Genomic DNA, 26,205 nt, shown 5'->3' with positions numbered 1-26,205 from the left:
CTTTTAACTAATCAAATCTTTTAATTGCTTCTTTTATTTTGTCTTTTGTGATACAAAGAGAAAAGCGAATATAACCTTCGCCATTACTACCAAATATGGTTCCTGGAGTTATGAACAAATCTTTTGTATACAATACATTATCTATAAATTCTTCTGATGACACACTGCCTTCTGGTAATTTTGCCCATACGAACAAGCCAACGGCATTTCTATCAAAAGTACATCCAAGCGTGTCTGCCAATTCAAAAATCAACTCTCTACGCTCACTATATACTGCATTCAAGTTCTCGAACCATTCATCGGTACTTTCTAATGCTGCTATGGCTCCTTTCTGAATTCCGTAAAACATACCAGAGTCCATATTACTCTTCACCTTTAAAATAGCATTGATATGCTCTTCGCTACCTAATACAAAACCTACACGCCAACCGGCCATATTAAAGGTTTTGCTCAATGAATTCAATTCTAAACACACCTCTTTTGCATTCGGTATACTCAATATACTCGCAGGTTCGTCATTTAAGACAAAACTATACGGATTGTCGTTTACTAATAGAATATCATGCTGCTTCGCAAAGTCTACTATTTTCACAAACTGCTCTTTAGTTGCCGAAGCACCTGTTGGCATATGCGGGTAACTCAACCACATGATCTTTACCTTAGACAAATCTTGCTTCGCCAATGCTTCTAAATCTGGAAACCAGCCATTATCTTCAGTCAAGTCATAGTAAGTAGGCACTGCGCCTACCAAATTAGTAACAGAAGTGTACGTTGGGTATCCGGGATTAGGAATTAAAACCTCATCTCCTTCATTCAAAAAAGAAAGGCTAATATGCATTATACCTTCTTTTGAGCCCATTAATGGTAAAATCTCAGACTCAGGATTGGCGTCTACATTAAACCTCTTCTTATAAAAATTAGCAATTGCACCTCTTAACTGAGGTAGCCCTTGGTAACTTTGATATTGATGTGCACCATTTTCTAATACCGCGTTCTGTATTGCATTCAATACTTCTTGAGACGGAGTCAGATCCGGACTACCAATACCCATATTTATGATTGGTTTACCTTGCGCCATTAAGCCACGCACCTCTCTCAACTTTTTTGAGAAGTAGTATTCCTGTATGGTATTTAACCTTTCAGCGGTACGTATCATTGTCTTACATTTTTATATTCACCTAAAACTTTAAAGTCTTCTGCCATGATGTCCAATAGACTTTTTGCTTTCACAAAGTCTTTATATTCAGTAAAAGTAACATCAACAAAAAAGGCATATTTCCACGGCGTTTCTATTACCGGTAATGACTGAATCTTTGTCAAATTCAATCTACAATCACTCATGACATTAAGCACAGCAGCTAAACTTCCCCGTTTATGGTCGGTTATGAACCGTAATGAAGCCTTTGTAATATCAGCTTCTGGCAACTCATTATTTTTTGTTTTTACAATGATAAAACGAGTGGCATTATTTTTAATGGTCTGTATGTCGTTCGCTACGATGTCCAACCCATATAATTCTGCCGCGACTTGAGGTGCAATAGCGGCTACATGCTTTAATTTCTTCTCTTGAATACGTTTAGCCGTCTCTGCTGTATCAACATCTTCTACCAGTTTTATATGTGGATATTGTTTAAAATATTCTTTACACTGCAACAATGCCATAGGGTGAGAACTGACCTCTGTTATATCTTTAATCTTCTGTCCCTTCAACATCATTAAATTATGATGGATATTTAAATAATACTCACCTATTATGTGCAAGTTATTATGATTGACCAATGCGTAATTCGGTATTATTGAACCGGCAATGCTATTCTCTATAGCCATAACACCTTGATCCGCTTCATTAGATAATAACTTGTCTACCAAGGCATCGAAAGAAAGGCATTCCACCAACTCGATATCATCACCAAAACAATCTTTTGCTACCTGATGATGATTGCTTCCTTTAATTCCCTGTATGGCTATTTTTAAACTCATAATTCACATTTCAACTTACCGCAAAACCCTTCTACTACGTTCAGGGTGATTTCAATTTTTGAACAAAAAAAAAGTTCCGATATATATCGGAACTTAGATTCTATTTTATATTTAAAATATACTACAACAGTCCCGTACCTCTCTTAAAAAAGAAGTAAAAATAAAAACCGTTCCAGAAATATTGTTTTGTCATTGTGCTTGTAAACTTTGGCTAATGTAGTAATTATATTTAAAAATGGATGTTTTCCGTTTTATTTTTTTAAAAAATTCAATTTCTATCTCAAAAAACGAAGGTTTTGTGTTAAATTTTTAAACTTCTTACCATCTAAGTGCTATACCTAGTCCATTCTCATTAGCTACCGGCTTTAGTTTAAAAACCGTTTTTTTATCAAATTGCTTGTTGTAAGCAAGTATAGCTTTTTTTCTTGCCTTATAAGAGCCATTTAAAAATATAATTGCAATTATACCAGAGCCAATACCACCTAACAAAGGACCAATTGCCTTTCTACCTTTATCTCGATCGCTTACAAAAGGGTCATTATTAAATAATTCTGCCGACCCCCAAGCTACTCCAACAATTTCTCCGACCACAGCAATAGTCGCAATAGTCTTTTTTGCATCAGCTTTCTTCCAGTCGCTATAAATGTGATCATTTTTAGAAAATAGATCTTTTACTTCCTTCTTGGTAATTTCCTTATCGTCTTGATAATACTCCATACCCCATATGCCCGTAAAAGTAGTAATCTCTTGCGCTGAAACATTTACAGCCATTATCAACAGTATAATTAAACAACATTTTGCCCTCATAACAATTACTTTAAATTTGATAATCTTAATAGCGTTTAAAAGTTATTTTAATTGTGTATTGGGCTGATAATAAAAGGGAATAGTCCACGTAAACTCTTTTACATCGCCTAGCGTTTTTGTTACCACTAGAGTATTCTCTCCTTTTTGCAACAATTCTTTATCTATAAAACCGACAATACCAAATTGCTCAGATACGGCATGATCTTTCTTAAGAAAATCAATAACTAATGGTGCGCCATTGAGCGCAACCTTATGATATTTTTCATAGCAGTCAAGAAAATATTTACGACTATTCAGTCTGTTCTTCTCATTACTCAAACTCTCATCTTCAATAAATTCACCACATGTATCTTTTTGGTAATTACGCTCATGATGAAATACGGGAATAAATAATTTGACTGTTTCACCTTCAATAATATCTGATTGTATTTGAGGAGTCAGCAAAAACGATTCATCAGGGTTTTGGTCACCGTAATAGCTTAAGTACATCAGATTAACATCATGATCTTTTGGAAAAATCAAATGAGGAATATTTGTGTCTTGAATTTTTATCAAAGACAAAAGCATACCTGATGCAAAGAATAATAATACTAGATACACTAACGACTTTTTCTTTTTGAAGTTGGACCCAAACACCATAGTTACTTGAAGTAAATTACGGTATAGAGGACCATAGGTGACCATTGATGTTAACTTAACCAATTTAAACATCCAAGTTTGCACCCATACATTCGCCTTATACTTTTTTAAATTTCCAATGACACTAAAAATCATTTGTAACACAAGAAGACCTGAAATTATAAATAAAGGTATTAACAGTATGTAACTCGGGACATAATCTAATAACAAATTATAAATCAGCATATAAATACTTAAAAACAAAGACATGTAGGAGTAAATCAATAGTATAGTAAATGCCGAAGAAAAAATTACACTACATAATTCATCTACCTTATGAATAGTATTTTCTTGCTTTGGCAGTATCGATAAAATCTTTTCTGTATAAATTTTAGAGTATACACTATCTTCAACACTATAATCAGGAAAGACCGAGTTCAAGCCTACCAAACCAATCCAATAAGCTCGCAAAATAAAGTGGATGACAAACATCGATACCAGAATACTAATAGCCAGCAAGCCTAAAAAAACAATCATATATCCGTAAAAATATTGCTCAATAGGTAATAAATCTATGTATTTATTGGTGACCCATTCAATCAACCCGAAAAGTTGAAATGTACCAAAAATAGCAATTGCAGAAACTAGCAATTCTGCTTCCCAACTTTCTTCTTTAAGTCGTTGAAGCCATTTTATATTCTTTTTATTATCTAAAACGGGAGTTGTTTCTGGTGGTAAGCTCATTGTTTATTATAATCTCAATGGTTGTCGAGACTAATATACCCTTTCTTTAAAACTTAAAAAATGTTTAGACCATTAAGCGTTACCATCCTTAAAAAAACAATCAATTATTGCATCTAGCTCTTCTTGTATTTTTGGGTCGGTACAATTAATCATTATTGAAAAAACAAGTTGCTCTTTAGGGTAGACAAAGAAATTAGCATACCCTCCTACTCCATTGCCAACGTGCCCAAAGAACTTTCTCCCTTTTGCATCTTCGCTTACTTGCCAACCTAAACCGTAGTACGTAGAATTACCATCAACTTGCTGAGCAGTTAAAAATTGATTTAAAATTGCTTCTTCGATTTTAACTTTATTATCTAAAAATGCTTGTCCAAATTTTGCGATATCTTCAGAGGTAGACAAATAACCTCCACCTGCTAATTTGTAAAAATTATCTACAGGAATTGCCTTTCTAAATCCTGACATACTCTTTGTGTAAAATGTAGCAACGTTGTTTTGTTCTTTGGATGTAGAAATATCATTTACCTCAAGAGCATCAGGATTTTTACTACTGCTCTGTGAGTCTGACTCATAATGACATTCGGGACAAAAAGTAGAATTCATCCCTAGCGGATTCAGCACCTTCTCTTGCACATATTCTTCAAACGGAATTCCGCTTGCTTCTTGCATTGCAGCAGAAATCATTGTCAAGTCAAAACTATTGTACAAATATTCGGTACCTGGTTCATAAACTAAAGGATCATTCTTGAATACCTCTAATCCTTCTTTGATGGACAAAGGTTTATTTAATCCATATTCCTTGCCTTTATAAACTCGTATACCTGCGGTATGGCTCGCTAATTGTCTAATAGTGAAATCCCATTCTTTCTTAGGGTAATCTGGAAGATAAGTATAGAAAGACTCCTCTAAATCAATCATCCCATCTTGTACCATATGTGCTAACGCTGTTGCTGCAATAGGCTTTGAGACACTGGCTATTCTAAAAATAGATTTTTTAGGATGTACAAACTGTTTACGCTCAACATTAGCATAACCATATCCTTTTTGAAAGATGGTTTTCCCGTCTTTTAATACGGTAATTGCAATTCCGGGTACTTTATCTTGTTTTATAAATTGCTGAAGTAGGTAATCTGCTTTTACCAATCCTGTTAATTCTGTATCATCCACCAAAATACGTTTAGCAGCAAATACTTTTTTTAGATATTTGAGTATAGGGTTCATTCCACAAAGATCAAGCGTCCGTTATACAATTCTTCAACATCCACTGTTGCCGGTCGGTTATAACTCTGCAAGTCTCCCGTACCTCTTAAAACTCCGGTTAAACTTTCTTGCGGATTTACTAAAATATCATTTGAACCCCTATGGTTAAAATTTACCCGCTGGGTTATCAATTCTTCTGCCTCTACCCTAGAATAACCTGCTGCAATGCTAATATTGAAGCTTTCTGCTCTGCCCTTTAACTTAAAATATGATATTCCGTTGCTTGTCATACTTAAACTAGAAACCTCTAATTCTAAATTAAATTCCCCATCTGTAGTTTCTGCTTCTGGATCTGTAAAACTTTCTGATAGCAAGCTTAAACTTTCAAAAGCCAGAACTCCGTCACTTTGAATAGGAAAACCGGTACTACTACGAATACTGGTTAAATTTGGAGTGGTCACATAAACTACCGTGGTACCATAATCACGTACATAATTACAGTCATTTGTATCTGTAAGCAGCAATCGCCCATCTTCCACAACTGCAGCTACTTCATTACGCAAATTTTCACCGGTTTCAATTTCTACTTTTTGTGTATCTCCTTGTTTAATAACTAGAGCTACATTCTCAAAAACTGTTATTGAAGAGAACTCGGCAACCGAAACTTCTTGTCTCGTAATCTCACCAGCACTTTGAAAACAATCCGAAGCATTTTCAGAATCACAAGAGCTCAATGAGAATAATAAAACGAATATAGAAGATAAGGTCAAAAGACCTTGACCAATAACTGTTCCCTTAAAGCTTATTTTCTGTTTTCTATTTTCTAACATCATATTTCTACAATCTTATTCCTATCCCGAATTCTACTGCTTCTGCCTTTGCTCCGTGAGATTTTAAGGTAACTGCCCCATATATCTTTTCTCCAAAATAGCGTTTTAGCCCTACACGTAAGTATGTACGCCCTTCAAAATCAAACGGATAATAAACATAATAACCGAACTGAGAAATTACCGACGTTCGATTTATGAACAACTCATGCCCAGCAAATACACCTACTCTTTTATAATCGTCATCTGCATCAACACCATTTTCTGGAAAAGCTATACTTTGATAGCGAATCAACTCCTTTAAAAAATTAGAGAAATAAGCATCTACCCCAAATTGCAACGCACTTTTTCTTCCTACCCTTTTATCGGCATAGGCAGAGAGTACAACAAACCCGTACTGACCAGAATCAATAACATCACTTTCATTTATACCTGTTCTTAAAGCAAAATTGTAACGCAAAAGCTCTGTTACTTTTTCTTTTTCGCGATGTATATATTCTATTTCTTTACCTCCATCTAAATCGTATACCACACCGGCATTGAAAGCCAAGGTATTGGTCGAGGTATTTGGAGCCCTAAAGTTGGCATTTGAATAATGTATTACAGAAACACCCGCCTTAAACCCTAAGCCTTTTATAATATTCTCTTTATGATAATTGAACATTAAATACGTAGAACTTAATACGTCTGATCCGTATGCGTTATTTCTAAAATTAGTTACTTTATCATACGGGTTAGTAGCATAAGAGACCCCTTGCCCAACGCGAAGCTGCACATTACGCTTAAAAAGATAAAAATTATAATGCGCGTAGAGTCCGTAATTATCACCCAGGGTGTTATTATTAGAATTCTGATAAATGAAAGAATACCCAAAATCAGGATAATTATATAACTCTTCCCATGCATTTAAGCCATAGGTTTTTCTATTGTAACTCAAAATTACGCCCGCAGGGTGAGATGTGATTAAATGTGAAATATCTGGATTATGTAAAATTATAGACCCGTAAAACTGACTAGCATCAAGGGTATACTTTTTTTGCTCACCAGATTCTTGTGCGAAACAACAACTTACTGAAATCAGTAAAATGGATAGAAACTTAAAATTCATTGGGGGCAAAAATAAGTACTAAGTACGAAGTACCATGTACAAAGTACAAAGTTCTTTCTTACAAATTATGTGTTTACAAAAATTACTATATCACTTCGAGTGAATTTATGAGGTACGAATAATTTTTTATCGAGAAGCTGTCATGTTCTAAAGGTTTTCGATACATTTTTACATCTCCGTTACTCTACGATATAAATACACTCAAACTGACTATTTAGTTATCCAACACTAGAACAACGCTTCTGCTATCGCCTTAATATTATCGGATTTACCCATAGAATAGTAATGCAATACAGGCACACCAGCAGCTTTCAGCTCTCTAGATTGCTGAATTGCCCATTCTATACCTACTTTTCGCACATCTTTATTTGTTGCACAACCATCTACCGCTTCTATTAAATCTTGCGGCATATCAATTCTAAATACCTGTGGTAATAATTGCATATGTCTTTTAACTGCAATTGGTTTTATACCCGGAATAATTGGTACGGTAATTCCCATACTTTTTGCAGCTTCTACAAACTCAAAATATTTTTTATTATCGAAGAACATTTGTGTTACCACATAATCGGCACCTGCATCTACTTTCTCTTTCAATCGTTTCAAATCTGATTGTAATGAAGGTGATTCTAAGTGCTTTTCTGGGTAGCCCGCTACACCTATACAAAAATCGCTACAGTGTTCGCTTTCTATGGTTTCATGCAGATACTTACCACAATTTAATTCTTGAATTTGTTTTACCAAGTCAATCGCAAAAGGGTGTCCGCCATCGGTAGGTTCAAAATATTTTTGCTCGCTACGGGCATCACCACGTAAAGCCATTACATTTTGTATACCTAAATAATGACAATCTACCAACATGTACTCGGTCTCTTCTTTTGTAAAACCACCACAAATTACGTGAGGTACCGTATCAACGTCATATTTATGCTGTATAGAGGCACAAATACCCACCGTACCTGGTCTCATACGTGTAGTCTTCTTATCTAAAAGACCCTCTTTTTTAATATAAATAGTTTCTTCACGAGATGTGGTCACATCAATAAACGGAGGTTTAAATTCCATTAATGGGTCAATATTATTATACAATTCTTGAATATTTTTACCCTTTACCGGAGGCACTATTTCAAATGAAAAAAGTGTCTTTCCGTTTGCATTAATGATATGGTCTGTTACTTTCATATGCTATACTATTACTCTTTTTGTGAGCAGACCTCAATGAGGCATTATTAGTTATAATTTAATTATTTTGGCGTTCGAGCGGGCTTTCAGCTCTATTTTTTCTATTTATATTTCATTCATTCATCTTGGTGAACATCAGTTTAAATAGAAAAAGATGCCGCTTCAATCCCTAACGCACTAGTCAACTATATTCGGTGCCAACCATCTTTCGGCATCCTCTAATGGCATGCCTTTTCGTTCGGCAAAATTTTTAACTTGATCATCTTTTATTTTTCCTAATCCGAAATAACGTGCCTGCGGATTTCCAAAATAATACCCACTTACAGATGCTGCTGGCCACATAGCCAAACTATCCGTCAGTTCAACACCAATAGTCTCTTTCACTTTTAAAACATCCCAAATGGTCAATTTCTCTAAATGATCAGGACAAGCAGGGTACCCTGGTGCAGGACGAATTCCCTTGTAAGATTCCTTAATTAAATCTTCATTGCTCAACTCCTCATTTGAAGCATAGCCCCAGTGTTTCAGCCGGACTTCCTTATGTAAATATTCTGCAAAAGCTTCTGCCAACCTATCTGCAAGAGCTTTTACCATAATGGAATTATAATCGTCTAAATCCGCTTCATATTTCGCCGCTAATTCTGCAGTACCAAAACCTGTAGACACACAGAAGCAACCCATATAATCTTGTTTCCCTGATTCTTTCGGTGCTATAAAATCTGCCAGAGCATAATCTGCTACACCTTCTCTACGCTCTAATTGTTGGCGTAAGGTTCTAAAAGTATACTGCTCTTTATCTCGCCCTTGGACTGCGTTCAAGGTGACATCAATATCGTCATCGTTGACGGAGTTTGCAGGAAAGAGTCCAAAAATACCTTTTGCCTTTAATTTCTTCTCAGAAATAATGGTATTTAGCATTTCTTGAGCATCTGCAAATAACTCAGTTGCTTGAACACCTACAACATCATCAGTTAATATTGCGGGGTATTTACCATGTAATTCCCAACTTCTAAAAAATGGAGTCCAATCTATAAAAGGCAGCAAAAGATTTAAATCTAAATCATCAATTACTTGAATACCTAAGGTATTCGGTTTAACTATCTCAGACGTTTTCCAATCTATTTTAAACTTGTTTCTACGTGCCGCAGAAATAGGCTTATATGTTTTGCTTGATGAACGATTTAAGAACTTCTCCCTAAATACATCATAATCATCTTTAATACTCTTTTTGTAACCTTGTGATGTTTCTTCTTTAAGTAAATCTCCCACAACGGTTACCGCCCTAGAGGCATCGTTTACATGAACTACCGCTTCACTGTACTGAGTATCTATCTTTACAGCTGTATGCGCTTTACTTGTTGTAGCACCACCAATTAACAGTGGAAATTTAAATTTCTTACGCTCCATTTCTTTTGCTAAATGAACCATTTCATCTAGAGATGGCGTAATCAATCCGCTAAGTCCTATTATATCTACATTATGCTCAATAGCAGCTGCAATTATTTTTTCAGGCGGTACCATAACCCCTAAATCAACAATCTCATAATTATTACACGCAAGCACTACACTTACAATATTTTTACCAATATCATGAACGTCGCCCTTTACGGTTGCCATTAAAATTTTACCTGCACCCTTATCATCACCTTCCTGTGGATTAAGCAATTTCTCTTCTTCAATATATGGTAATAAATAGGCTACCGCTTTTTTCATTACACGGGCAGATTTTACCACCTGTGGCAAGAACATTTTTCCGCTACCGAATAAATCACCCACTACATTCATACCGGTCATTAAATTACCTTCAATAACCTCAATTGGCTTACTTGCGGCAAGCCTAGCTTCTTCTATATCTTCAATTATATATTGATCTATACCTTTTACCAAGGCTCGTGTTATTCTATTTTGTAATGGTTCTTCTCTCCATGATAAGTCTACCTTACTTTCCTTTGTTTTCCCAACTACAGATTCTGCAAAATCAAGCAAACGCTCTGTTGCATCGTCTCTTCTATTCAGAATAACATCTTCAACACGTTCTAATAAATCTTTAGGAATATCATCATAAACCTCAAGCATACTAGGATTTACGATACCCATGTTCATACCTGCTTTTATAGCATGATATAAAAATACCGAGTGCATTGCCTCACGAACCGGGTTGTTACCCCTAAAAGAGAAAGAAACATTACTTACCCCACCACTAACACTGGCATGTGGCAAGTTTTCACGCACCCATCTTGTTGCTTCAATAAAATCGATGGCATTCAGTTTATGCTCATCCATACCTGTAGCAACAGGGAAAATATTTAAATCGAAAATAATATCTTCTGGCGCAAAATTTACTTTGTTCACTAAAACATCATACGAACGCTTGGCTATCTCAATACGTCGGTCATAATTATCTGCTTGACCTACCTCATCGAACGCCATGACAATAACCGCCGCACCATATCGCTTTATCAATTTGGCATGGTGTAAAAACTGTTCTTCTCCTTCTTTTAAACTGATAGAGTTTACCACACACTTACCCTGAACTACTTGTAAACCCGCCTCAATAATTTCCCATTTAGAGCTATCAATCATAATGGGAACACGAGAAATATCTGGCTCGGCAATAACAAGATTCAAAAATTTGACCATGGCTTCCTTACCATCGATCAAACCATCATCCATATTAATATCAATAACTTGGGCTCCATTCTCTACCTGCTCTCTAGCAACAGCTAATGCCTCTTCAAACTTCTCTTCTTTTACAAGACGTAGAAACTTTTTTGAACCAGCAACGTTTGTCCGTTCACCAACGTTGATAAAGTTAGTTTCGGGAGTGACTATCAGGGGTTCTAATCCGCTTAATTTTAAGTAGCGTCTTTCGTTGTTCGTACTCATAATTCTTATTCTATTGGGAAACCGTCACCTTTCTAGGTTCATATTTAGCCACTACCTCTGCTATCGCCGTAATATGCTCAGGGGTTGTTCCACAACAACCACCTACTATATTAACTAATCCTTTTTCTGCGTATTCTTTAATTTGTTCTGCCATTTGATCAGGAGTCTCATCGTACTCTCCGAATGCATTTGGTAGTCCTGCATTGGGGTGTGCCGAAACCGCATGCTCACTTTTGGTTGACAGTACCTCTAGATGCGGAACCAATTGATTCGCACCTAAAGCACAATTAAACCCGACTGATAAAATCGGAATATGAGATATCGATATTAGAAATGCTTCTGCCGTTTGACCAGATAACGTTCTACCTGACGCATCGGTAATGGTACCACTCACCATGATTGGCACATCTATATTTCTTTCTTCCTTGACCTCTTCAATAGCGAACAATGCCGCTTTTGCATTTAACGTGTCAAAAATAGTTTCTACCAAAAGTAAATCTGAACCACCATCTAATAAGGCTTCTACCTGTTGTTTATATGCAATACGTAACTCATCAAAAGAAACCGCTCTATACCCTGGGTCATTTACATCGGGTGACATACTCGCTGTTTTGTTCGTGGGACCGATACTGCCAGCTACAAAGCGTGGTTTATTCGGTTCCTTCTTTGTGAATTCATCTGCAACCATTTTAGCAATGCGTGCAGATTCATAGTTCAACTCGTACACCAAGTCTTCCATATAATAATCTGCCATTGCAATGGTCGTACCTGAGAATGTATTGGTCTCTACGATATCGGCACCTGCCGCGAAATATTTACGGTGAACCTCAGCAATTGCCTCAGGCTGTGTTAACGATAACAAATCATTATTACCTTGTAATGGGTGTTCCCAATCTTTAAAACGTTCTCCCCTAAAATCTTCCTCAGTAAATTTATGGCGCTGTAGCATCGTACCCATGGCACCATCTAATATGAGAATTCGCTCTTTTAAAATTTCTTTTATATCCTTCATTTTACGTTGTAAAAGATTCTACATCCAATAAAAAACTAATTCGAAATCAAGTAAGGAAAGTTAGGCTAGATGCCTTTTCTTAAGTTATCTGTCTTTGGTAATGCTATTTAAAATAACACATTCTGCACAAGTAAGCAGAATAAAGATAGAATGTAGCACCTTCTTTTCCATATTAGGAAAGGGTTGCCAAGGTTTCAATGGGTCTAGTCCCTCCACCTTTCTTGATAACGTTTCAATATATTTATGAACTAATTGCAAAGTAACGGCACAGTATGCTCTAATCCAAAACTTCAATCGTTTATTTAGTTCACGAAATTCTAGGAAATTGTCATAAAAAAACCTCTGAATCATTAAAGAATCAGAGGTTTCTGCCATTTTACTTAAGTATTTTATGCTATACTCTGTACTACTTCTTTCTTAGCTTCTTTCTTAGAACCATCAAATCCTTCGACTCCGCCTACGGTAGTATACTTCATTACATATCGTTTACCCGGATTGATTTGTTGGTATGCATACTGACACATTACCGCAGCTTCATGGAAACCAGACAATATCAATTTCAATTTACCTTCGTATGTATTGACATCTCCAATAGCATATACACCCGGTATGTTTGTTTGATAATCTTTTGCGTTGTTTACCTTAATCGCATTCTTATGAATATCTAAGCCCCAATCGCCTATCGGACCTAATTTAGGTGATAAACCAAACAACGGAATAAAATTATCTACTTCTAAATAGGTATCTTCTTTTTCTTTATCTGTGTGCTTAATTACAACAGCCTCAAGTTGATCTTTACCGTGTAATTCTTTAACCTCAGCTTTCGTTATCAATTTGATTTTACCCAACTTAGCTAACTCAGCTGCTTTTTCGACAGAATCTAAAGCTCCTCTAAATTCATCTCTTCTATGAACCAAAGTTACCTCTGAAGCTACATCGGTTAAGAATATAGCCCAGTCTAAGGCAGAATCTCCGCCACCAGAAATCACTACTTTTTTGTCGCGATACACTTCAGGATCCTTAATCATATAAGCAACACCAGTATCTTCAAAATTTACAATATTTTCAATAGGTGGTTTTCTTGGCTCAAAAGAACCTAATCCGCCAGCTATAACAACTACTGGAGCATTGTGCTGTGTTCCTTTATTTGTTGTCACTACGAATGAACCATCTTCTAATTTATCTAATGTCTCTGCTCTTTCACCCAAAGTAAATCCTGGTTCGAAAGGTTTAATTTGTTCCATTAAATTATCTACCAAGGTACCCGCCAAAATTTCTGGAAATGCCGGAATATCATAAATAGGTTTCTTAGGATATATCTCTGAACACTGTCCACCTGGTTGTGGCAATGCATCTATTAAATGTGTTTTTAATTTTAATAATCCTGCTTCAAACACCGTAAATAATCCGGTTGGTCCCGCTCCTATAATGAGCATATCTGTTTTAATCATAATTTTCTTTTTGGTAAAAAGTAATTAGTAATCACTTTTCAACTTCTTTTAATTTCACTTCAACTATGTACTTTATACTCTTTACTTAATACTTTGTACTTTTTATACTTCGCTTAACCTAGCATTCTCTTGTGAATACTGGTTTTTAGCTTCTACTAATGCTTCGCGATGCTTTACCACTTCACCAATAATAATAATTGCAGGATTAGAAAGGTTTTCTTTTTCCACCACATCTACTATGGTTTCAATCGTTGAAATCCCAACTTTTTCATTCTTTCGTGTACCGTTTTGAATTATAGCGATGGGCATCTCTGATTTACCCTCACCTTTAAACAGTTCTACTATTTGTGGGAGTTTTGACATTCCCATCAATATCACCACTGTTGCGCTACTTTTTGCAGCTAAAGCAACATCTGTTGATAGCTTATGTTCTTTCGTAGTTCCTGTAATTACCCAAAAACTTTCTGACGAACCTCTTTTGGTAACTGGTATATTTTGATATGCTGGCACACTTAAGCTTGATGAAATACCGGGCACCATGGCAACTTCTAATCCGTGAGAAGCAGCGTACTCCATTTCTTCTGAACCACGACCGAATACAAACGGATCTCCGCCTTTTAACCGTACTACATGTCCCGCAGATTTTGCCCTGCTAACAATTAGTTCATTTATTTGTTCTTGCTGATAGGCATAACATCCTTTTCTTTTACCCACAAAAATCAATTCTGCATTTTTTGCGTAGTCTAGCAACTCTTCATTTACTAAAGCATCATATAAAACTACATCGGCGTTTTCTAGTGCCTTAATTGCTTTCAGAGTGATTAGCTCTATATCACCAGGTCCTGCACCGACAACAGTTAACCTCCCCTTATTTTGCAAGGGAGTATCAACTATTGAATTGATTGTTTTTTGATTGGATAGATTATTGGTATGCATATTATGCTTCTGCTAATTCTTGTTCTCTAAATTTTGCTACTGTCTCTAAAAACACCTTAGCATCTTTTATATATGAGGCTGCAAATTCTTTTGTTGGTTCATTCTGATTCAATTGAAGCACCAGTTTTTCGAATCCGCCTGCAACGGCAATTCTTCCATCGGCAACAAACTTCTCATCAAAATCTTTAATGATACTTACATGCGTATTCACTTTTGTATTCTCTGATGTTAACATCGCTTTCGCTGAATTCACCATAGAAGAATATGCATGATAGATACTTGCTGACCACTTTTCAGCATCGAACATATCTTGTGCATTTTGTATTTTCTCTTCGCTTTCAAAGAGAAGTGTCGCTATTAAATCAATCACCACACCTGCACATTCACCTACACCGATTGCTTTTTCATAACGCTCTGTATTTCCCCAGTCTATAAAATCTTCCGCCGTTAAATCATCTACAGATGATAGTGGCGTTAGAAAATCGTAGAAATACATTTGCCCTTTTTCTGCGTAGTAATCTGGGAACGACAATTCGCCACCGTTAGCATCAAAATCATTTAAGATTAAACGCAATGCTTCAGGTCCTCTTTTACTTGGCACCTTTACTACTTTATCAGCAAAACGACCTTGACCGTTACCATCTGTGCTACCACCTAACAATACTTGTAATGCTGGAGCAACTAATTTATTTTTTGTACGAACGGACATTCCTTGGAAACCAATATTTGCCATGTTGTGTTGACCACATGCGTTCATACAACCACTGATTTTTATAACAACATCTTCGTTATTGATATAATCAGGGTATTCTGTTTTTATAACTCTTTCTAGTTCTTCTGCAATGCCAGTACTGCTGGCAATACCTAAGTTACAGGTATCTGTACCCGGACAAGCAGTTATATCTAACGCTTTGTTATATCCTGCTTCTGCAAAACCTAATTTCTTTAATTCCGTATAGAAAAACTCTATGCTTTCTTCTTTTACGAAGGGAATTAAAATGTTTTGACGAAGTGATAAACGAAGCTCACCTGCTGCATATTTCTGCACCAAGTTGGCTAATAAACGTGCCTTGTCGGTATAGAAATCGCCTAACAATACTTTAATACCTAAAGCAACATATCCAGGTTGTTTCTGAGGAACAACGTTCGTTACTTTCCACTTTTCAAATTCTTTCGAATCTGCTATTTCTACTTTAGGAACTTCTAATTGTGAAACTTTTACCTTCGGATAATCTTCTGGATCAATAGGAAACGTATCGAAAGGAACCGCCGTTTTTTCTGCAGCTAACAATTCTTTGAATCCGTCCAGACCTAAATCTTTCAACAAGAACTTCATTCTTGCCTTTGCTCTACTTTTACGCTCACCGTAGCGGTCAAAAACGCGTATAACGGTTTCCATTAACGGAATAATTTGATCGGCAGGTAAAAAGCTATATAATTCATCGGCATGTCTTGGCTGAGAACCTAATCCGCCACCTAACATCACTTTAAAACCTATTTCTCCATTTTCTATTTTAGCGATAAAACCTAAATCGTGCATGTATGAAAGTCCTGTATCAGCATCACTTGCCGAGAAAGAAACTTTAAACTTACGTCCCATTTCTTGAGAGACCGGGTTTCTTAAAAAGTATTGAAATAATGCATGTGCATATGGCGAAACATCAAAAGGCTCATCTACATCTACACCCGCAGTTTCACTAGCCGTTACATTACGTACGGTGTTACCACAAGCTTCTCTTAACGTGATATCGTCTTTCTCCAATTCTGACCATAACTGGGGAGTCCTGTTTAAATCTACATAGTGAATCTGAATATCTTGACGCGTAGTAATGTGTAATCTACCTGTAGAATATTCATCAGACACATCGCAAATACGCAACAATTGCTGAGAAGTCACCTTACCGTATGGTAATTTGATACGGATCATTTGAACCCCTTCTTGACGTTGTCCGTATACACCACGAGCCAAACGCAGGCTTCTAAATTTCTCTTCATCTAATTTGCCGCCATGGAACTCATGAATCTTGCGTTCCAATTCTAAAATATCATTCGCAACTACTTGATTCTCTATTTCTGTTCTAAAACTCTGCATCGTTAGGTATTAAGTATTCAGTACTAAGTACTGAGATAAATTATTACTATATTTTGCCTATAGATTTTATAGACTTAATGAAAACGGTCAATATTAAAATCGACCTTTTATATTTAACTAATGAATCCCGCTCCTACGGTACTATTAGATTTTGTGTCTATCAATATAAATGAACCGTTTGTTCTATGATTTTTAAATTGATCGTAGAAAATTGGCTTATTTAAACGGAAACTTACTTGGGCGATATCATTCATACCCAATGCATCTGTTTCTGAATCGATACCTGAATAATCAGGAGCTATCTTATGATGTACTTGTTCTACTTTTGCCAATACTTTATTGACACCATGTTGTACTATATATTTATTTCCAGCAGCTAACGGCAATGAATCCATCCAAGAAATAGTAGCTGTAAATTGCTTATCTACGGTTGGTAAATCATCAACCTTCACTAACATATCACCACGACTTAAATTAATTTCATCGTTTAACGTTATGGTAACCGATGATCTTCTAGATGCTGTTTTATATTTTTTATCGTGGAAATAAATTTCTTTTATAGTTGAGCGCGTTTGCGATGGAAGTGCTACAACCTCATCACCTACACTTAACTCACCACCGTATACTTTACCAGCGAAACCTCTGAAATCGTGGTGCTCATCTGTCTTCGGACGGATAACATATTGCACCGGGAAACGTGGCGTACCTGCATTGAAAATATCTTTTCTATCTAACGCTTCAAAATGTTCCAACAAAGTCGGACCTGTATACCAAGGTGTCTTGTCTGTTTTATTGACTACGTTATCACCTTTCAATGCACTTACCGGAATGAAGGTTATCTTCTGATCTTGATAATCTCTTTTCGCCATCAATTCCTCAAAATCAGCTTTAATAGCGTTGTAAGTTTCCTCAGAATAGTCTACCAAATCCATCTTATTAATAGCTACTACTACATCTTTAATGCGTAGTAAATTATTAATAAAAAAGTGTCTGTTCGTTTGTTCGATTACGCCCTTACGTGCATCAATCAATATAATTGCCGCTTGAGAAGTAGATGCACCTGTAACCATGTTACGGGTATATTCTACGTGCCCAGGGGTATCTGCTATAATGTAACTTTTCTTTGCCGTAGAGAAATAAATATGAGCCACATCTATAGTAATACCCTGCTCACGTTCTGCTACCAAACCATCTGTTGCCAAAGAGAAATCTAAATAATCGTATCCCTTTTGCTTACTGGTTTTTTCTATTGCTTCTAACTTGTCGCTGGTCAAAGATTTTGTATCGTAAAGCATTCTCCCTATCAAGGTGCTTTTACCATCATCTACACTACCTGCCGTTGCTATTTTTAGTACTTCCATTTTTATGCTGTTAGCCCTTAGCTTATAGCTTTAGACTTTTAATATTATTGTTATTGCTAGCAGGTAATTATTAAACTGCCTACTGCTACTGAATACTGCTTTCTAAAAGTACCCTTGTTGTTTTCTTTTCTCCATTGCAGCTTCCGAACGCTTGTCATCTATACGTGCACCTCGTTCAGAAATAGATGAATCTCTAATTTCTTCTACTACTTTATCAATAGATTCTGCATCTGAAAGTACTGCTGCGGTACATGACATATCGCCTACCGTACGAAAACGAACCAATCTTTCTTCTACAACCTCATCTTCTTCTCTGAATACGATACCGTCTTCTGCAGACCATATCATACCATCTCTTAAGAAAGTTTTACGTTTGTGTGCGAAGTAAATTGACGGAATTTCAATTTGCTCTTCTTTGATATAAGACCATACGTCTAATTCTGTCCAGTTAGATATTGGAAAAACCCGTACATTCTGACCCAATTCTATTTGTCCGTTTAACATATCGAACAACTCTGGGCGTTGGTTACGCTCATCCCACTGTCCGAAATCATCACGAACAGAGAAAATACGTTCTTTAGCACGTGCCTTTTCTTCATCTCTACGTGCACCACCGATACAAGCATCGAACTTAAATTCTTCGATTGCATCTAACAAGGTTGTAGTCTGAAGGCTATTTCTACTTGAGTATCTACCTGACTCTTCTTTTACCTTACCTTGATCGATTGAATCTTGCACATTACGCACAATTAATTCCAACCCTAACTCTTCTACCAATCTATCTCTAAATTCGATAGTTTCAGGGAAGTTATGACCTGTATCAATGTGCATTAATGGGAAAGGAATTTTCGATGGCCAAAATGCTTTTTGCGCCAAACGAACCAATGTAATGGAATCTTTTCCTCCTGAGAATAAAAGAACCGGCTTCTCGAACTGAGCGGCAACCTCCCTAATGATATAAATTGCCTCATTCTCAAGTGCATTTATATGGGCAGTATCTTTTAAAAGTTCTTGGGAAGGCGTTACTTCCAATTCCGTACTTGTATTACTCATTCTATATTTTCTTAGATAAATTATCTTATTCTTTTCTAAAACTGCTGATTAACTATGCAATCCGCATTCTCTATTTTCTAACACCTTAGTTGGGTCAAAATAGTTATGCTCGTTCGGTAGCTTATATTTTCTTAAATAGGCATCTAATTGTGTATCGTTCCAGTGGTAAAACGGACTCACCTTTAATACGCCATCTTTGCTTAGACTTAAAATATCTAAACTATCGCGGTGTGCAGTCTGCCCTTTTCTTAGGTTCGTAAACCAAACATCTGGCTTAAATTCTGCCATAGCTCTTTTAAAAGGCTCCAACTTTACTTGCTCCGTAAATAACGCATGTCTTGGATCATCAATTTGCGGAATACCCATAACAGCATCTCTATGCGCAGTAGTTTGTTTTGGTACAAACAATTTTACGTTCAAATTCAACTTGTTGATTATCTCATCTGCATGTTTGTACGTTTTCGGAGTATTGTAACCCGTATCGCACCATACTACAGGAATATCTTTTTTCACACCTGATACCGCATGTAAAATAGCTACTTCATATGGTCTGAAGTTTGTTGTTACTACGGGAGTTTCTGCATGCTTTACTGCCCAAGAAATAATTTCTTCTGGCGGTATACCTTTAAATTGAATGTTCAACTTCTGAACTTGTGCTTCTGTCAATGCCATAATCCTTTTCTTTATTATTTACCCCACTTTACTAAATTCCAAAAACGCTCGTGAAAGAAATACAATATCATTTTTGTTACAAAATCTATAGAGGCTATTGATGCTGCTACCGAAAACTCACCTGTAAGTATATAAGATATGATTAACGTATCTACCGTACCTATTACTCTCCAACTGAAAGCCTTGGCAATACTACGAATTGGCTTTTCAGATGTTTTATCATCTTCATACGTAGTTTTGTTTTCCTTTTTATTTAATATAAGTTGATCTGCAATCATCTTTTACTCAATTTTTATTACCCTACTAATTTAATAGAGTTTTCAAAAATAGTATTATTTTCCAAAGTAGTCGCCCATATTTTAGATAAATTTCATTTACCCTATAGATTTAGTAGATTATTAACAAAAGAGCATGAAAAATTAATATTTCGCAATGAATTGAGTTATTGCAAAATAACGATTTGATAAAATGATGGAATTTATGAGATGATATCCTTTAGTGTATTGTTTCGATATACATCTAACGCACTATCACGCACTTGCAGCATTAGCTTATGAACTGAACAGGTGTTTTCATCGGGACAGTCATCACAGGTTTCGTAGAAATTAAGACTTACACAAGGCACCATGGCAATTGGTCCTTCTAAAACTCTCATAACATCTGTCATAGATATTTCTTCGGGAGATTTTATTAAATAATAACCACCTCCTTTGCCTTTTTTTGAACCTAAGAATCCTGTTTTTCTTAAACTCAAGAGTATACTCTCCAAGAATTTCTGGGAGATATTCTCTTTCTCAGCAATTTCTGAAATTTGAACTGGTTTCTTATCGGGTTGTGCCGCTAAGTACGCCAGTGCTTTCAACCCATATTTTGTCTTTTTCGAGAGCATGATGCTAAGATAGCCAAATAAAAAATATGTGTTAAATACTTGAACCAACAAAACGTCGTTATACAGTCACAACCATTAAATTAATTATGAAAAAAGTATTCTTATTATCGATTATCACAGTTTTTACTTTAGTCTTCATATCTTGTTCTAATGATGACGATGGCGCAGTATCTAACGCAACTGAAGAAGAAGTTGTAGGCACATGGAACCTAACAGCACTTGAAGCTACCGATGGTAGATCAGATACGACTATTGAAGGAACCACAATTCCTGCTACTTTTAAAGCAGTAGGTAAAGATTTTCAAACTATTGTCACTTTTTCTGAAGATCCTCAGGTAGTAACTAGCGAAGGCTCTTATACTACAGTTTTAAGTACTACTATAGCAGGAGAAAATGACACACAAGAGCAAGAAGGCGAAGACTTTTTTGCATCTGAAAAATGGAGATTAGATGGCAGTACGTTATACTTTGGTTCTGGCGAAGAAGAAATTGGCTACACTATTGTTGAACTTAATGATTCTAAAATGTCGCTTCGTTACGAGTTAAACGAAACTGTTGAATCGTTCTTCGGTACTTCTACTGTTAGCGCTACTTACAACATGACCTTAAGTAAATAAATATAACATTTATACATACTAAAATGCCCGGTACATACCGGGCATTTTTTGTTTCATATATATTTCAATTACCCTAGTGCCTGAGTAATATCTGCTATAATATCATCTATATGCTCTAGCCCTACCGAAATACGAACTGTACCGTCAGATATACCTACTGCAGCGCGTTCTTCTACACTTAACTTACTATGAGTTGTAGATGCTGGGTGCGTTACTATTGTTCTAGAATCTCCTAGATTGGCAGAAAGTGATAACAGTTTTATTGAATCGAAAAACTCTCTACCTGCATCTAATCCTCCTTTTACCTCAAAAGCTACTACACAACCACCCGCTTTCATTTGCTTAATGGCTATCTCATATTTTGGATGCGATTTTAAGAACGGATATTTTACCCAATTTATATTTTCATGTGCTTCTAAATACTCCGCCAGTTTCAAAGCATTTTCGCAATGTCTATCTACTCGTATCGCCAATGTCTCTAGACTTTTAGATAACACCCATGCATTGAATGGTGATAAAGCGGGACCTGTAATTCGAGAAAATCGATATACTTTGTCCATCAATTCTGCACTACCTACCGTAATACCTGCCAATACTCTTCCTTGCCCATCCATTAGTTTTGTACCTGAATGAATGACCAAATCTGCACCAAACTTAATTGGCTGCTGTAAATATGGCGATGCAAAACAATTATCGATAACCAAAATCAAATTGTTCTTTTTCGCAATCTTACCCAACTCCTCTAAATCTAAAACATCTACACCGGGATTCGTGGGAGTCTCTGCATAGATAATTTTTGTTTTCGGAGTGATTAAACTATCTATTTCTTCTAATGCATCTATCTTGAAATAGGTATGGTCAATATTCCACTTCGGGAAGAAGTTCGTAAACAACGAATGCGTAGAACCAAATATGCTTCTTGCCGAAAGTACATGATCACCACTATCTAATAATGCCGCTAATGTAGAAAAGACTGCCGCCATACCCGATGCAAATGCAAATCCGCTTTCGGCACCTTCCATTTGGCATACCTTATCTATAAATTCAGTTGAATTCGGATTCGAGTATCGTGAATATATATTACGATCTTTCTCTTCTGCAAACGACGCACGCATATCTTCAGCATCTTCAAACACAAAACTAGATGTCAAATACAACGGCACAGAATGCTCTAAGTTCTCTGTACGCTTAAGTTGCTGTCGTATAGCGTTCGTTTCAAATTTATTGTTGTTTTTGTTCATTTTATTCTTCTAAACTATTTTTCAAATAGAATATAGAAAAGAGAGAACAGAAAATAGATTCTTATCTAGTTTTCTAATAACACTTCAATCTAATCTCTTTATTCTATTTTCTAACTTCTCTTTACTACCCTTTCTCCGCAATTCTCAATATATCTCCAAATACACCTCTTGCGGTTACTGCTGCACCTGCTCCTGCACCTTGAATTACTAACGGATTTTCTCCGTAAGACTCTGTATATATTTCTATGATGGAATCTGACCCCTTTACTTGCCCTAAGGCACTTTCTTTTGGTACAGATATTAATTTCACATCTAATACTCCTTTTTCTTTTTGAAGGTTACCATGTAAATCACCTACATAACGTAACACGTGATTTGGCTTCTGATTCTTTTTAATTTCATTGAATTTAGCATCTAACACATCTAAATTCTCTAAAAAGAAAGCCACTTCTCCGTCTTGCAATTTCTCTGGAATCAAGTTGTCAATATTTATATCTGCAAACTCATTATGCAAATCTAATTCTCTTGCTAAAATCAACAACTTTCTACCGACATCATTCCCTGATAAATCTTCACGAGGATCCGGCTCTGTAAAACCTTGTTGCATCGCATCTTTTAAAATGGACGAAAATGGCACATCTGCTTCCGAAAATGTATTGAATATATAACTCAACGACCCTGAGAACACTCCTTTTATTCTCGTAATATTTTCTCCGGATAAATGGAGTAATTTTATGGTATCAATCAATGGTAAGCCTGCACCAACATTGGTTTCATACAAGTATTGCTTTTGATTTTTCACCAACTCTTCTCGCAATAGCTGATAAAAATCGTATCGTAAGGTATTGGCTATTTTATTGGATGAAACAATATCAAATCCGCGTTCTACGAATTCAAAGTAATTTGCTACAAAATCTTTACTTGCCGTATTATCAATAACTATCAGATTCTCTAAATGATGACGTTTTGCAAAATCAAAAACATCTTCAACTTTATACGCCTTTCCTTTTTGCTTTAGATTCGCTTTCCAGTTTTTGGTGATTCCCTTTTCATTCAACAAAATCTTTTTAGAATTGGCGATTCCAAATACACGCAAATCTAATTTTTTACGATCCTTAATTGTTTTTGCAGATTTCAGAATTTGATCGATCAATGTCCCGCCTACATTCCCATGTCCGAAGACAAGAATATTTATCCTTTTACTAATACCAAACACCTGTCCGTGCATGACATTTACCGCCTTGTGCAAATCAGATTTCTTCACCACCAAACTCACATTATTACCTGATACCGTGTTATTGAACAGCAACGGCACAATCTGGTTTTTAATCAATGCGTTAAACGGATTATGGAACGTACTTAAATCTTGACCGACAATAGATATAATTGAAACATCATCTATTACCGTAATCATATTCACATCTTTAGATTCAAAATCATTACTGAATTCATTCTCTAAAGCCAATTTTGCTCTTTTCGCCTTGTCTTTCTTCACCACAAGACCGATTCCCCTTTCCGAAGAACCTTGAGAAATAATACTAACACTAATATTACTTGATTCTAATGCCTTGAATATTCTAGCATCTACACCCACTTTACCTAACAAGCCGCGACCTTCAATATTAATCATGGCCACATCTTCAATTACAGAAAGCGACTTAATACCTTCTTTGCTTGATTTTGCACTGATCAATGTGCCTTCATTATCATCGTTATACGTATTCAAAATACGAAGCGGAATGTTCTTTTCAATTAGCGGTATAATCGTTTTTGCATGCAGAATTGTTGCGCCAAAATTAGCCAACTCATTCGCTTCTTCATACGAGAGATTTTCTAGCTTTTTAGCTTCTGGCACATAATCAGGATTCGCAGTATATATTCCGTCAACATGTGTATAGTTCTGTAATTCTTCAGCATCTAAAAAATTCGCCAATAGAGCTGCAGAATAATTACTGCCATTTCTACCTAAAGTAGTTGTCTCTCCATCTAAGGTAGATGAAATGAAGCCCGTAACAACAGCTACAGTATCTTTCGGTATTTCAGCAAACTTCAGTAATACCTGTTCTTTTGATTCTGGCTCCAACACCTTGGCATCACCAAATGTATTGTCGGTCTTTATCACCTTACGTGTATCTACCAGTACTGCATTGATGCCTTTACCTATCAGTAATTTAGTAACCAATTTTGCAGAAATCAACTCGCCATAAGCAAGTACCTCATCTTTAATTTTAGCACTGTAATCTCCTAATAAAGAAACTCCTTCATACAACTTTGCCAAGCCTTTAAATTCTGCTGACAAGCTGATATTTTTATATGTATGCTTCTGATATTTTTCTAGCGCTACAAAGTCCGACTTATAGTCTTTTCCCTTTGCAGCTTTCTGCAACATATCTTCTAACTGATCTGTAGCTTTTTCCCTAGCGGATAAAACAATGGCAATGTTCTCATCGTTCTTTACCTTATTGGCAACGATATCTAAAACACGCTCTAGTCCTTCTCCATTGCTTAGGGACTTACCACCAAACTTCAGAATCTTTATTTTCTTGATATTACCGTTGGTATTAAAAATACCACCTAGCAATTTCTCCATTTGATCGAACTCAATCAAAAAGGCATCATGCCCATGTAACGATTGTACTTCGCCATAGGTTACGTTACTCTTCGCTTGCGCCAACTGCTTAAACGTATCTTTGTTTTCTTGTGCAGTAAAGAACATATCAGAATCGACACCTATAATATGAATATTGGTGTCACTATTTTGCAGTCTGATGAAATTCTCATCTCCACCTCTAGTGACATCAATAGTCTTCAACAGCTGATTCATCAATTTATAGGCTGATAATTGAAAACGCTCTTGTAGCTTATCGCCATGATGCATTAACCAACTTTCTACATTAAAGACCTTCAGCTCTTCATTTGTACTTCTTTTAAAGCGCTCTTTGAAGGAAGCGGGAGTTCTATAACATAACATCGCATGCATACGTGCATCGTGCACTGGTTGTTTTGAGTTTACCAAAAATTGCTCTTGAATCTGACAATTGGCAATTAACCAGTCGGTCGATTTCCAATCAGATGCTACAGGTATTAAATGCTCTGTCAATTCTGGTTGCAATGCAGCCATTTCCCAAGCGATACCGCCACCTAAAGACCCACCAATCAAAGCAAACAAACGATCTACTTTCAACTGCTGTAAGCCTAACAAGAACATTCTTGCTACATCGCCAGCTACAAAATCTTTATAGTTTTCAATCACGAACTTATCATGGCCGTTACCGGGAATATTGAATGCCAAAATGGTATACTTCTGGGTATCGATGCATTTTCCCTCTCCAATAAGTGCAGACCACCAACCGTCTTCACCAGTAACATTAGAGTTACCCGTTAACGCATGGTTCACCAAAATAATTGGTGCCGTGTGCAGCTCTTTCCCAAATACCTGATACGACAATTGAATATCTTGCGAGGTACCATTTAAGGTCTTGTATTTTTTAATCTGTAATTGATGTAACATCTATTTCAAAATCAATTT

General features: G+C 36.2%; 21 protein-coding genes and 1 riboswitch. Of the genes, 1 reads left to right on the top strand and 20 read right to left on the bottom strand.

Features of this window, described 5'->3' with window-relative positions; translation table 11 throughout:
* Positions 1–7: 7 nt before the first annotated feature.
* The 18 genes from ACJJVT_RS00445 to ACJJVT_RS00360 form a co-directional block, all read right to left on the bottom strand.
* Positions 8–1,156 carry a pyridoxal phosphate-dependent aminotransferase gene (locus ACJJVT_RS00445; protein WP_405395551.1) on the bottom strand — a complete coding sequence of 383 codons (1,149 nt, stop codon included), beginning with the start codon at positions 1,154–1,156 and terminating at the stop codon, positions 8–10.
* Entirely contained in the window at positions 1,153–1,980 is an 828-nt protein-coding gene (locus ACJJVT_RS00440; protein ID WP_405395550.1) for a prephenate dehydratase, read from the bottom strand. Before ACJJVT_RS00440 ends, ACJJVT_RS00445 begins: the two co-directional genes overlap by 4 nt.
* 318 nt (positions 1,981–2,298) lie before the next feature.
* Complete coding sequence (locus tag ACJJVT_RS00435) at positions 2,299–2,751, bottom strand: hypothetical protein (protein ID WP_405395548.1); 453 nt, start codon at positions 2,749–2,751, stop codon at positions 2,299–2,301.
* Positions 2,752–2,829: 78 nt separating this feature from the next.
* Positions 2,830–4,149: a hypothetical protein gene (locus ACJJVT_RS00430; protein ID WP_405395547.1), complete on the bottom strand. Its 1,320-nt coding sequence runs from the start codon at positions 4,147–4,149 to the stop codon at positions 2,830–2,832.
* A 72-nt stretch (positions 4,150–4,221) separates the two neighbouring features.
* Positions 4,222–5,370, bottom strand: coding sequence for a serine hydrolase domain-containing protein (locus ACJJVT_RS00425; RefSeq protein WP_405395546.1), 1,149 nt, complete (start codon positions 5,368–5,370; stop codon positions 4,222–4,224).
* Positions 5,367–6,182 (bottom strand): head GIN domain-containing protein, encoded by an 816-nt coding sequence (locus ACJJVT_RS00420; protein ID WP_405395544.1) that lies wholly within the window; start codon positions 6,180–6,182, stop codon positions 5,367–5,369. The genes ACJJVT_RS00425 and ACJJVT_RS00420 overlap by 4 nt, the downstream gene beginning before the upstream one ends.
* A gap of 4 nt (positions 6,183–6,186) precedes the next feature.
* On the bottom strand, positions 6,187–7,284 hold the full coding sequence (locus ACJJVT_RS00415; protein ID WP_405395543.1) for an acyloxyacyl hydrolase: 1,098 nt from the start codon (positions 7,282–7,284) through the stop codon (positions 6,187–6,189).
* 228 nt (positions 7,285–7,512) lie between these two features.
* Positions 7,513–8,466, bottom strand: coding sequence for a methylenetetrahydrofolate reductase [NAD(P)H] (metF, locus tag ACJJVT_RS00410; protein WP_405395541.1), 954 nt, complete (start codon positions 8,464–8,466; stop codon positions 7,513–7,515).
* Between the two features lie 177 nt (positions 8,467–8,643).
* Positions 8,644–11,352 (bottom strand): methionine synthase, encoded by a 2,709-nt coding sequence (gene metH, locus ACJJVT_RS00405; protein ID WP_405395539.1) that lies wholly within the window; start codon positions 11,350–11,352, stop codon positions 8,644–8,646.
* 10 nt (positions 11,353–11,362) lie between these two features.
* The gene (locus tag ACJJVT_RS00400) at positions 11,363–12,364 is read right to left on the bottom strand and encodes a homocysteine S-methyltransferase family protein (RefSeq protein WP_405395537.1); all 1,002 of its coding nucleotides are present in this window, start codon (positions 12,362–12,364) and stop codon (positions 11,363–11,365) included.
* A gap of 117 nt (positions 12,365–12,481) precedes the next feature.
* Positions 12,482–12,595, bottom strand: a riboswitch (SAM riboswitch).
* Positions 12,596–12,753: 158 nt separating this feature from the next.
* Entirely contained in the window at positions 12,754–13,815 is a 1,062-nt protein-coding gene (locus tag ACJJVT_RS00395) for an NAD(P)/FAD-dependent oxidoreductase (RefSeq protein WP_091905070.1), read from the bottom strand.
* 102 nt (positions 13,816–13,917) lie between these two features.
* On the bottom strand, positions 13,918–14,751 hold the full coding sequence (gene cobA / locus ACJJVT_RS00390; protein ID WP_405395535.1) for a uroporphyrinogen-III C-methyltransferase: 834 nt from the start codon (positions 14,749–14,751) through the stop codon (positions 13,918–13,920).
* 1 nt (position 14,752) lies between these two features.
* Complete coding sequence (locus tag ACJJVT_RS00385; protein ID WP_405395534.1) at positions 14,753–16,843, bottom strand: nitrite reductase; 2,091 nt, start codon at positions 16,841–16,843, stop codon at positions 14,753–14,755.
* Positions 16,844–16,956: 113 nt separating this feature from the next.
* Positions 16,957–18,204, bottom strand: coding sequence for a sulfate adenylyltransferase subunit 1 (locus ACJJVT_RS00380; protein WP_405395533.1), 1,248 nt, complete (start codon positions 18,202–18,204; stop codon positions 16,957–16,959).
* 102 nt (positions 18,205–18,306) lie between these two features.
* Positions 18,307–19,257 carry a sulfate adenylyltransferase subunit CysD gene (cysD, locus tag ACJJVT_RS00375; protein WP_405395532.1) on the bottom strand — a complete coding sequence of 317 codons (951 nt, stop codon included), beginning with the start codon at positions 19,255–19,257 and terminating at the stop codon, positions 18,307–18,309.
* Between the two features lie 48 nt (positions 19,258–19,305).
* Entirely contained in the window at positions 19,306–19,929 is a 624-nt protein-coding gene (locus tag ACJJVT_RS00370; RefSeq protein ID WP_133688882.1) for a phosphoadenosine phosphosulfate reductase family protein, read from the bottom strand.
* A 14-nt stretch (positions 19,930–19,943) separates the two neighbouring features.
* Positions 19,944–20,207: a DUF2061 domain-containing protein gene (locus tag ACJJVT_RS00365; RefSeq protein WP_405395531.1), complete on the bottom strand. Its 264-nt coding sequence runs from the start codon at positions 20,205–20,207 to the stop codon at positions 19,944–19,946.
* 200 nt (positions 20,208–20,407) lie between these two features.
* The gene (locus ACJJVT_RS00360; protein ID WP_133688883.1) at positions 20,408–20,818 is read right to left on the bottom strand and encodes an Rrf2 family transcriptional regulator; all 411 of its coding nucleotides are present in this window, start codon (positions 20,816–20,818) and stop codon (positions 20,408–20,410) included.
* A gap of 86 nt (positions 20,819–20,904) precedes the next feature.
* Between ACJJVT_RS00360 and ACJJVT_RS00355 the strand changes: the two genes are divergently transcribed.
* Complete coding sequence (locus tag ACJJVT_RS00355; protein WP_405395530.1) at positions 20,905–21,435, top strand: hypothetical protein; 531 nt, start codon at positions 20,905–20,907, stop codon at positions 21,433–21,435.
* Between the two features lie 68 nt (positions 21,436–21,503).
* On the opposite strand, the gene ACJJVT_RS00350 is transcribed toward ACJJVT_RS00355, so the two are convergent.
* Positions 21,504–22,676 (bottom strand): trans-sulfuration enzyme family protein, encoded by a 1,173-nt coding sequence (locus tag ACJJVT_RS00350; protein ID WP_405395528.1) that lies wholly within the window; start codon positions 22,674–22,676, stop codon positions 21,504–21,506.
* Positions 22,677–22,800: 124 nt separating this feature from the next.
* Positions 22,801–26,187, bottom strand: a complete 3,387-nt coding sequence (gene thrA / locus ACJJVT_RS00345) for a bifunctional aspartate kinase/homoserine dehydrogenase I (protein ID WP_405395527.1) — start codon at positions 26,185–26,187, stop codon at positions 22,801–22,803.
* Between the last annotated feature and the right edge of the window lie 18 nt (positions 26,188–26,205).

It is taken from the genome of Maribacter sp. Asnod2-G09 (assembly GCF_045063795.1).
Lineage (GTDB): Bacteria > Bacteroidota > Bacteroidia > Flavobacteriales > Flavobacteriaceae > Maribacter.
Note: the sequence above shows the minus strand (reverse complement) of the source record. Positions and strands in the feature narration are given on the sequence as shown.

Coding starts and splice junctions, on each gene's coding strand:
- ACJJVT_RS00445 (WP_405395551.1), bottom strand. CDS start 1,156: ATGATACGTACCGCTGAAAGGTTAAATACCATACAGGAATACTACTTC.
- ACJJVT_RS00440 (WP_405395550.1), bottom strand. CDS start 1,980: ATGAGTTTAAAAATAGCCATACAGGGAATTAAAGGAAGCAATCATCAT.
- ACJJVT_RS00435 (WP_405395548.1), bottom strand. CDS start 2,751: ATGGCTGTAAATGTTTCAGCGCAAGAGATTACTACTTTTACGGGCATA.
- ACJJVT_RS00430 (WP_405395547.1), bottom strand. CDS start 4,149: ATGAGCTTACCACCAGAAACAACTCCCGTTTTAGATAATAAAAAGAAT.
- ACJJVT_RS00425 (WP_405395546.1), bottom strand. CDS start 5,370: ATGAACCCTATACTCAAATATCTAAAAAAAGTATTTGCTGCTAAACGT.
- ACJJVT_RS00420 (WP_405395544.1), bottom strand. CDS start 6,182: ATGATGTTAGAAAATAGAAAACAGAAAATAAGCTTTAAGGGAACAGTT.
- ACJJVT_RS00415 (WP_405395543.1), bottom strand. CDS start 7,284: ATGAATTTTAAGTTTCTATCCATTTTACTGATTTCAGTAAGTTGTTGT.
- metF (WP_405395541.1), bottom strand. CDS start 8,466: ATGAAAGTAACAGACCATATCATTAATGCAAACGGAAAGACACTTTTT.
- metH (WP_405395539.1), bottom strand. CDS start 11,352: ATGAGTACGAACAACGAAAGACGCTACTTAAAATTAAGCGGATTAGAA.
- ACJJVT_RS00400 (WP_405395537.1), bottom strand. CDS start 12,364: ATGAAGGATATAAAAGAAATTTTAAAAGAGCGAATTCTCATATTAGAT.
- ACJJVT_RS00395 (WP_091905070.1), bottom strand. CDS start 13,815: ATGATTAAAACAGATATGCTCATTATAGGAGCGGGACCAACCGGATTA.
- cobA (WP_405395535.1), bottom strand. CDS start 14,751: ATGCATACCAATAATCTATCCAATCAAAAAACAATCAATTCAATAGTT.
- ACJJVT_RS00385 (WP_405395534.1), bottom strand. CDS start 16,843: ATGCAGAGTTTTAGAACAGAAATAGAGAATCAAGTAGTTGCGAATGAT.
- ACJJVT_RS00380 (WP_405395533.1), bottom strand. CDS start 18,204: ATGGAAGTACTAAAAATAGCAACGGCAGGTAGTGTAGATGATGGTAAA.
- cysD (WP_405395532.1), bottom strand. CDS start 19,257: ATGAGTAATACAAGTACGGAATTGGAAGTAACGCCTTCCCAAGAACTT.
- ACJJVT_RS00370 (WP_133688882.1), bottom strand. CDS start 19,929: ATGGCATTGACAGAAGCACAAGTTCAGAAGTTGAACATTCAATTTAAA.
- ACJJVT_RS00365 (WP_405395531.1), bottom strand. CDS start 20,207: ATGATTGCAGATCAACTTATATTAAATAAAAAGGAAAACAAAACTACG.
- ACJJVT_RS00360 (WP_133688883.1), bottom strand. CDS start 20,818: ATGCTCTCGAAAAAGACAAAATATGGGTTGAAAGCACTGGCGTACTTA.
- ACJJVT_RS00355 (WP_405395530.1), top strand. CDS start 20,905: ATGAAAAAAGTATTCTTATTATCGATTATCACAGTTTTTACTTTAGTC.
- ACJJVT_RS00350 (WP_405395528.1), bottom strand. CDS start 22,676: ATGAACAAAAACAACAATAAATTTGAAACGAACGCTATACGACAGCAA.
- thrA (WP_405395527.1), bottom strand. CDS start 26,187: ATGTTACATCAATTACAGATTAAAAAATACAAGACCTTAAATGGTACC.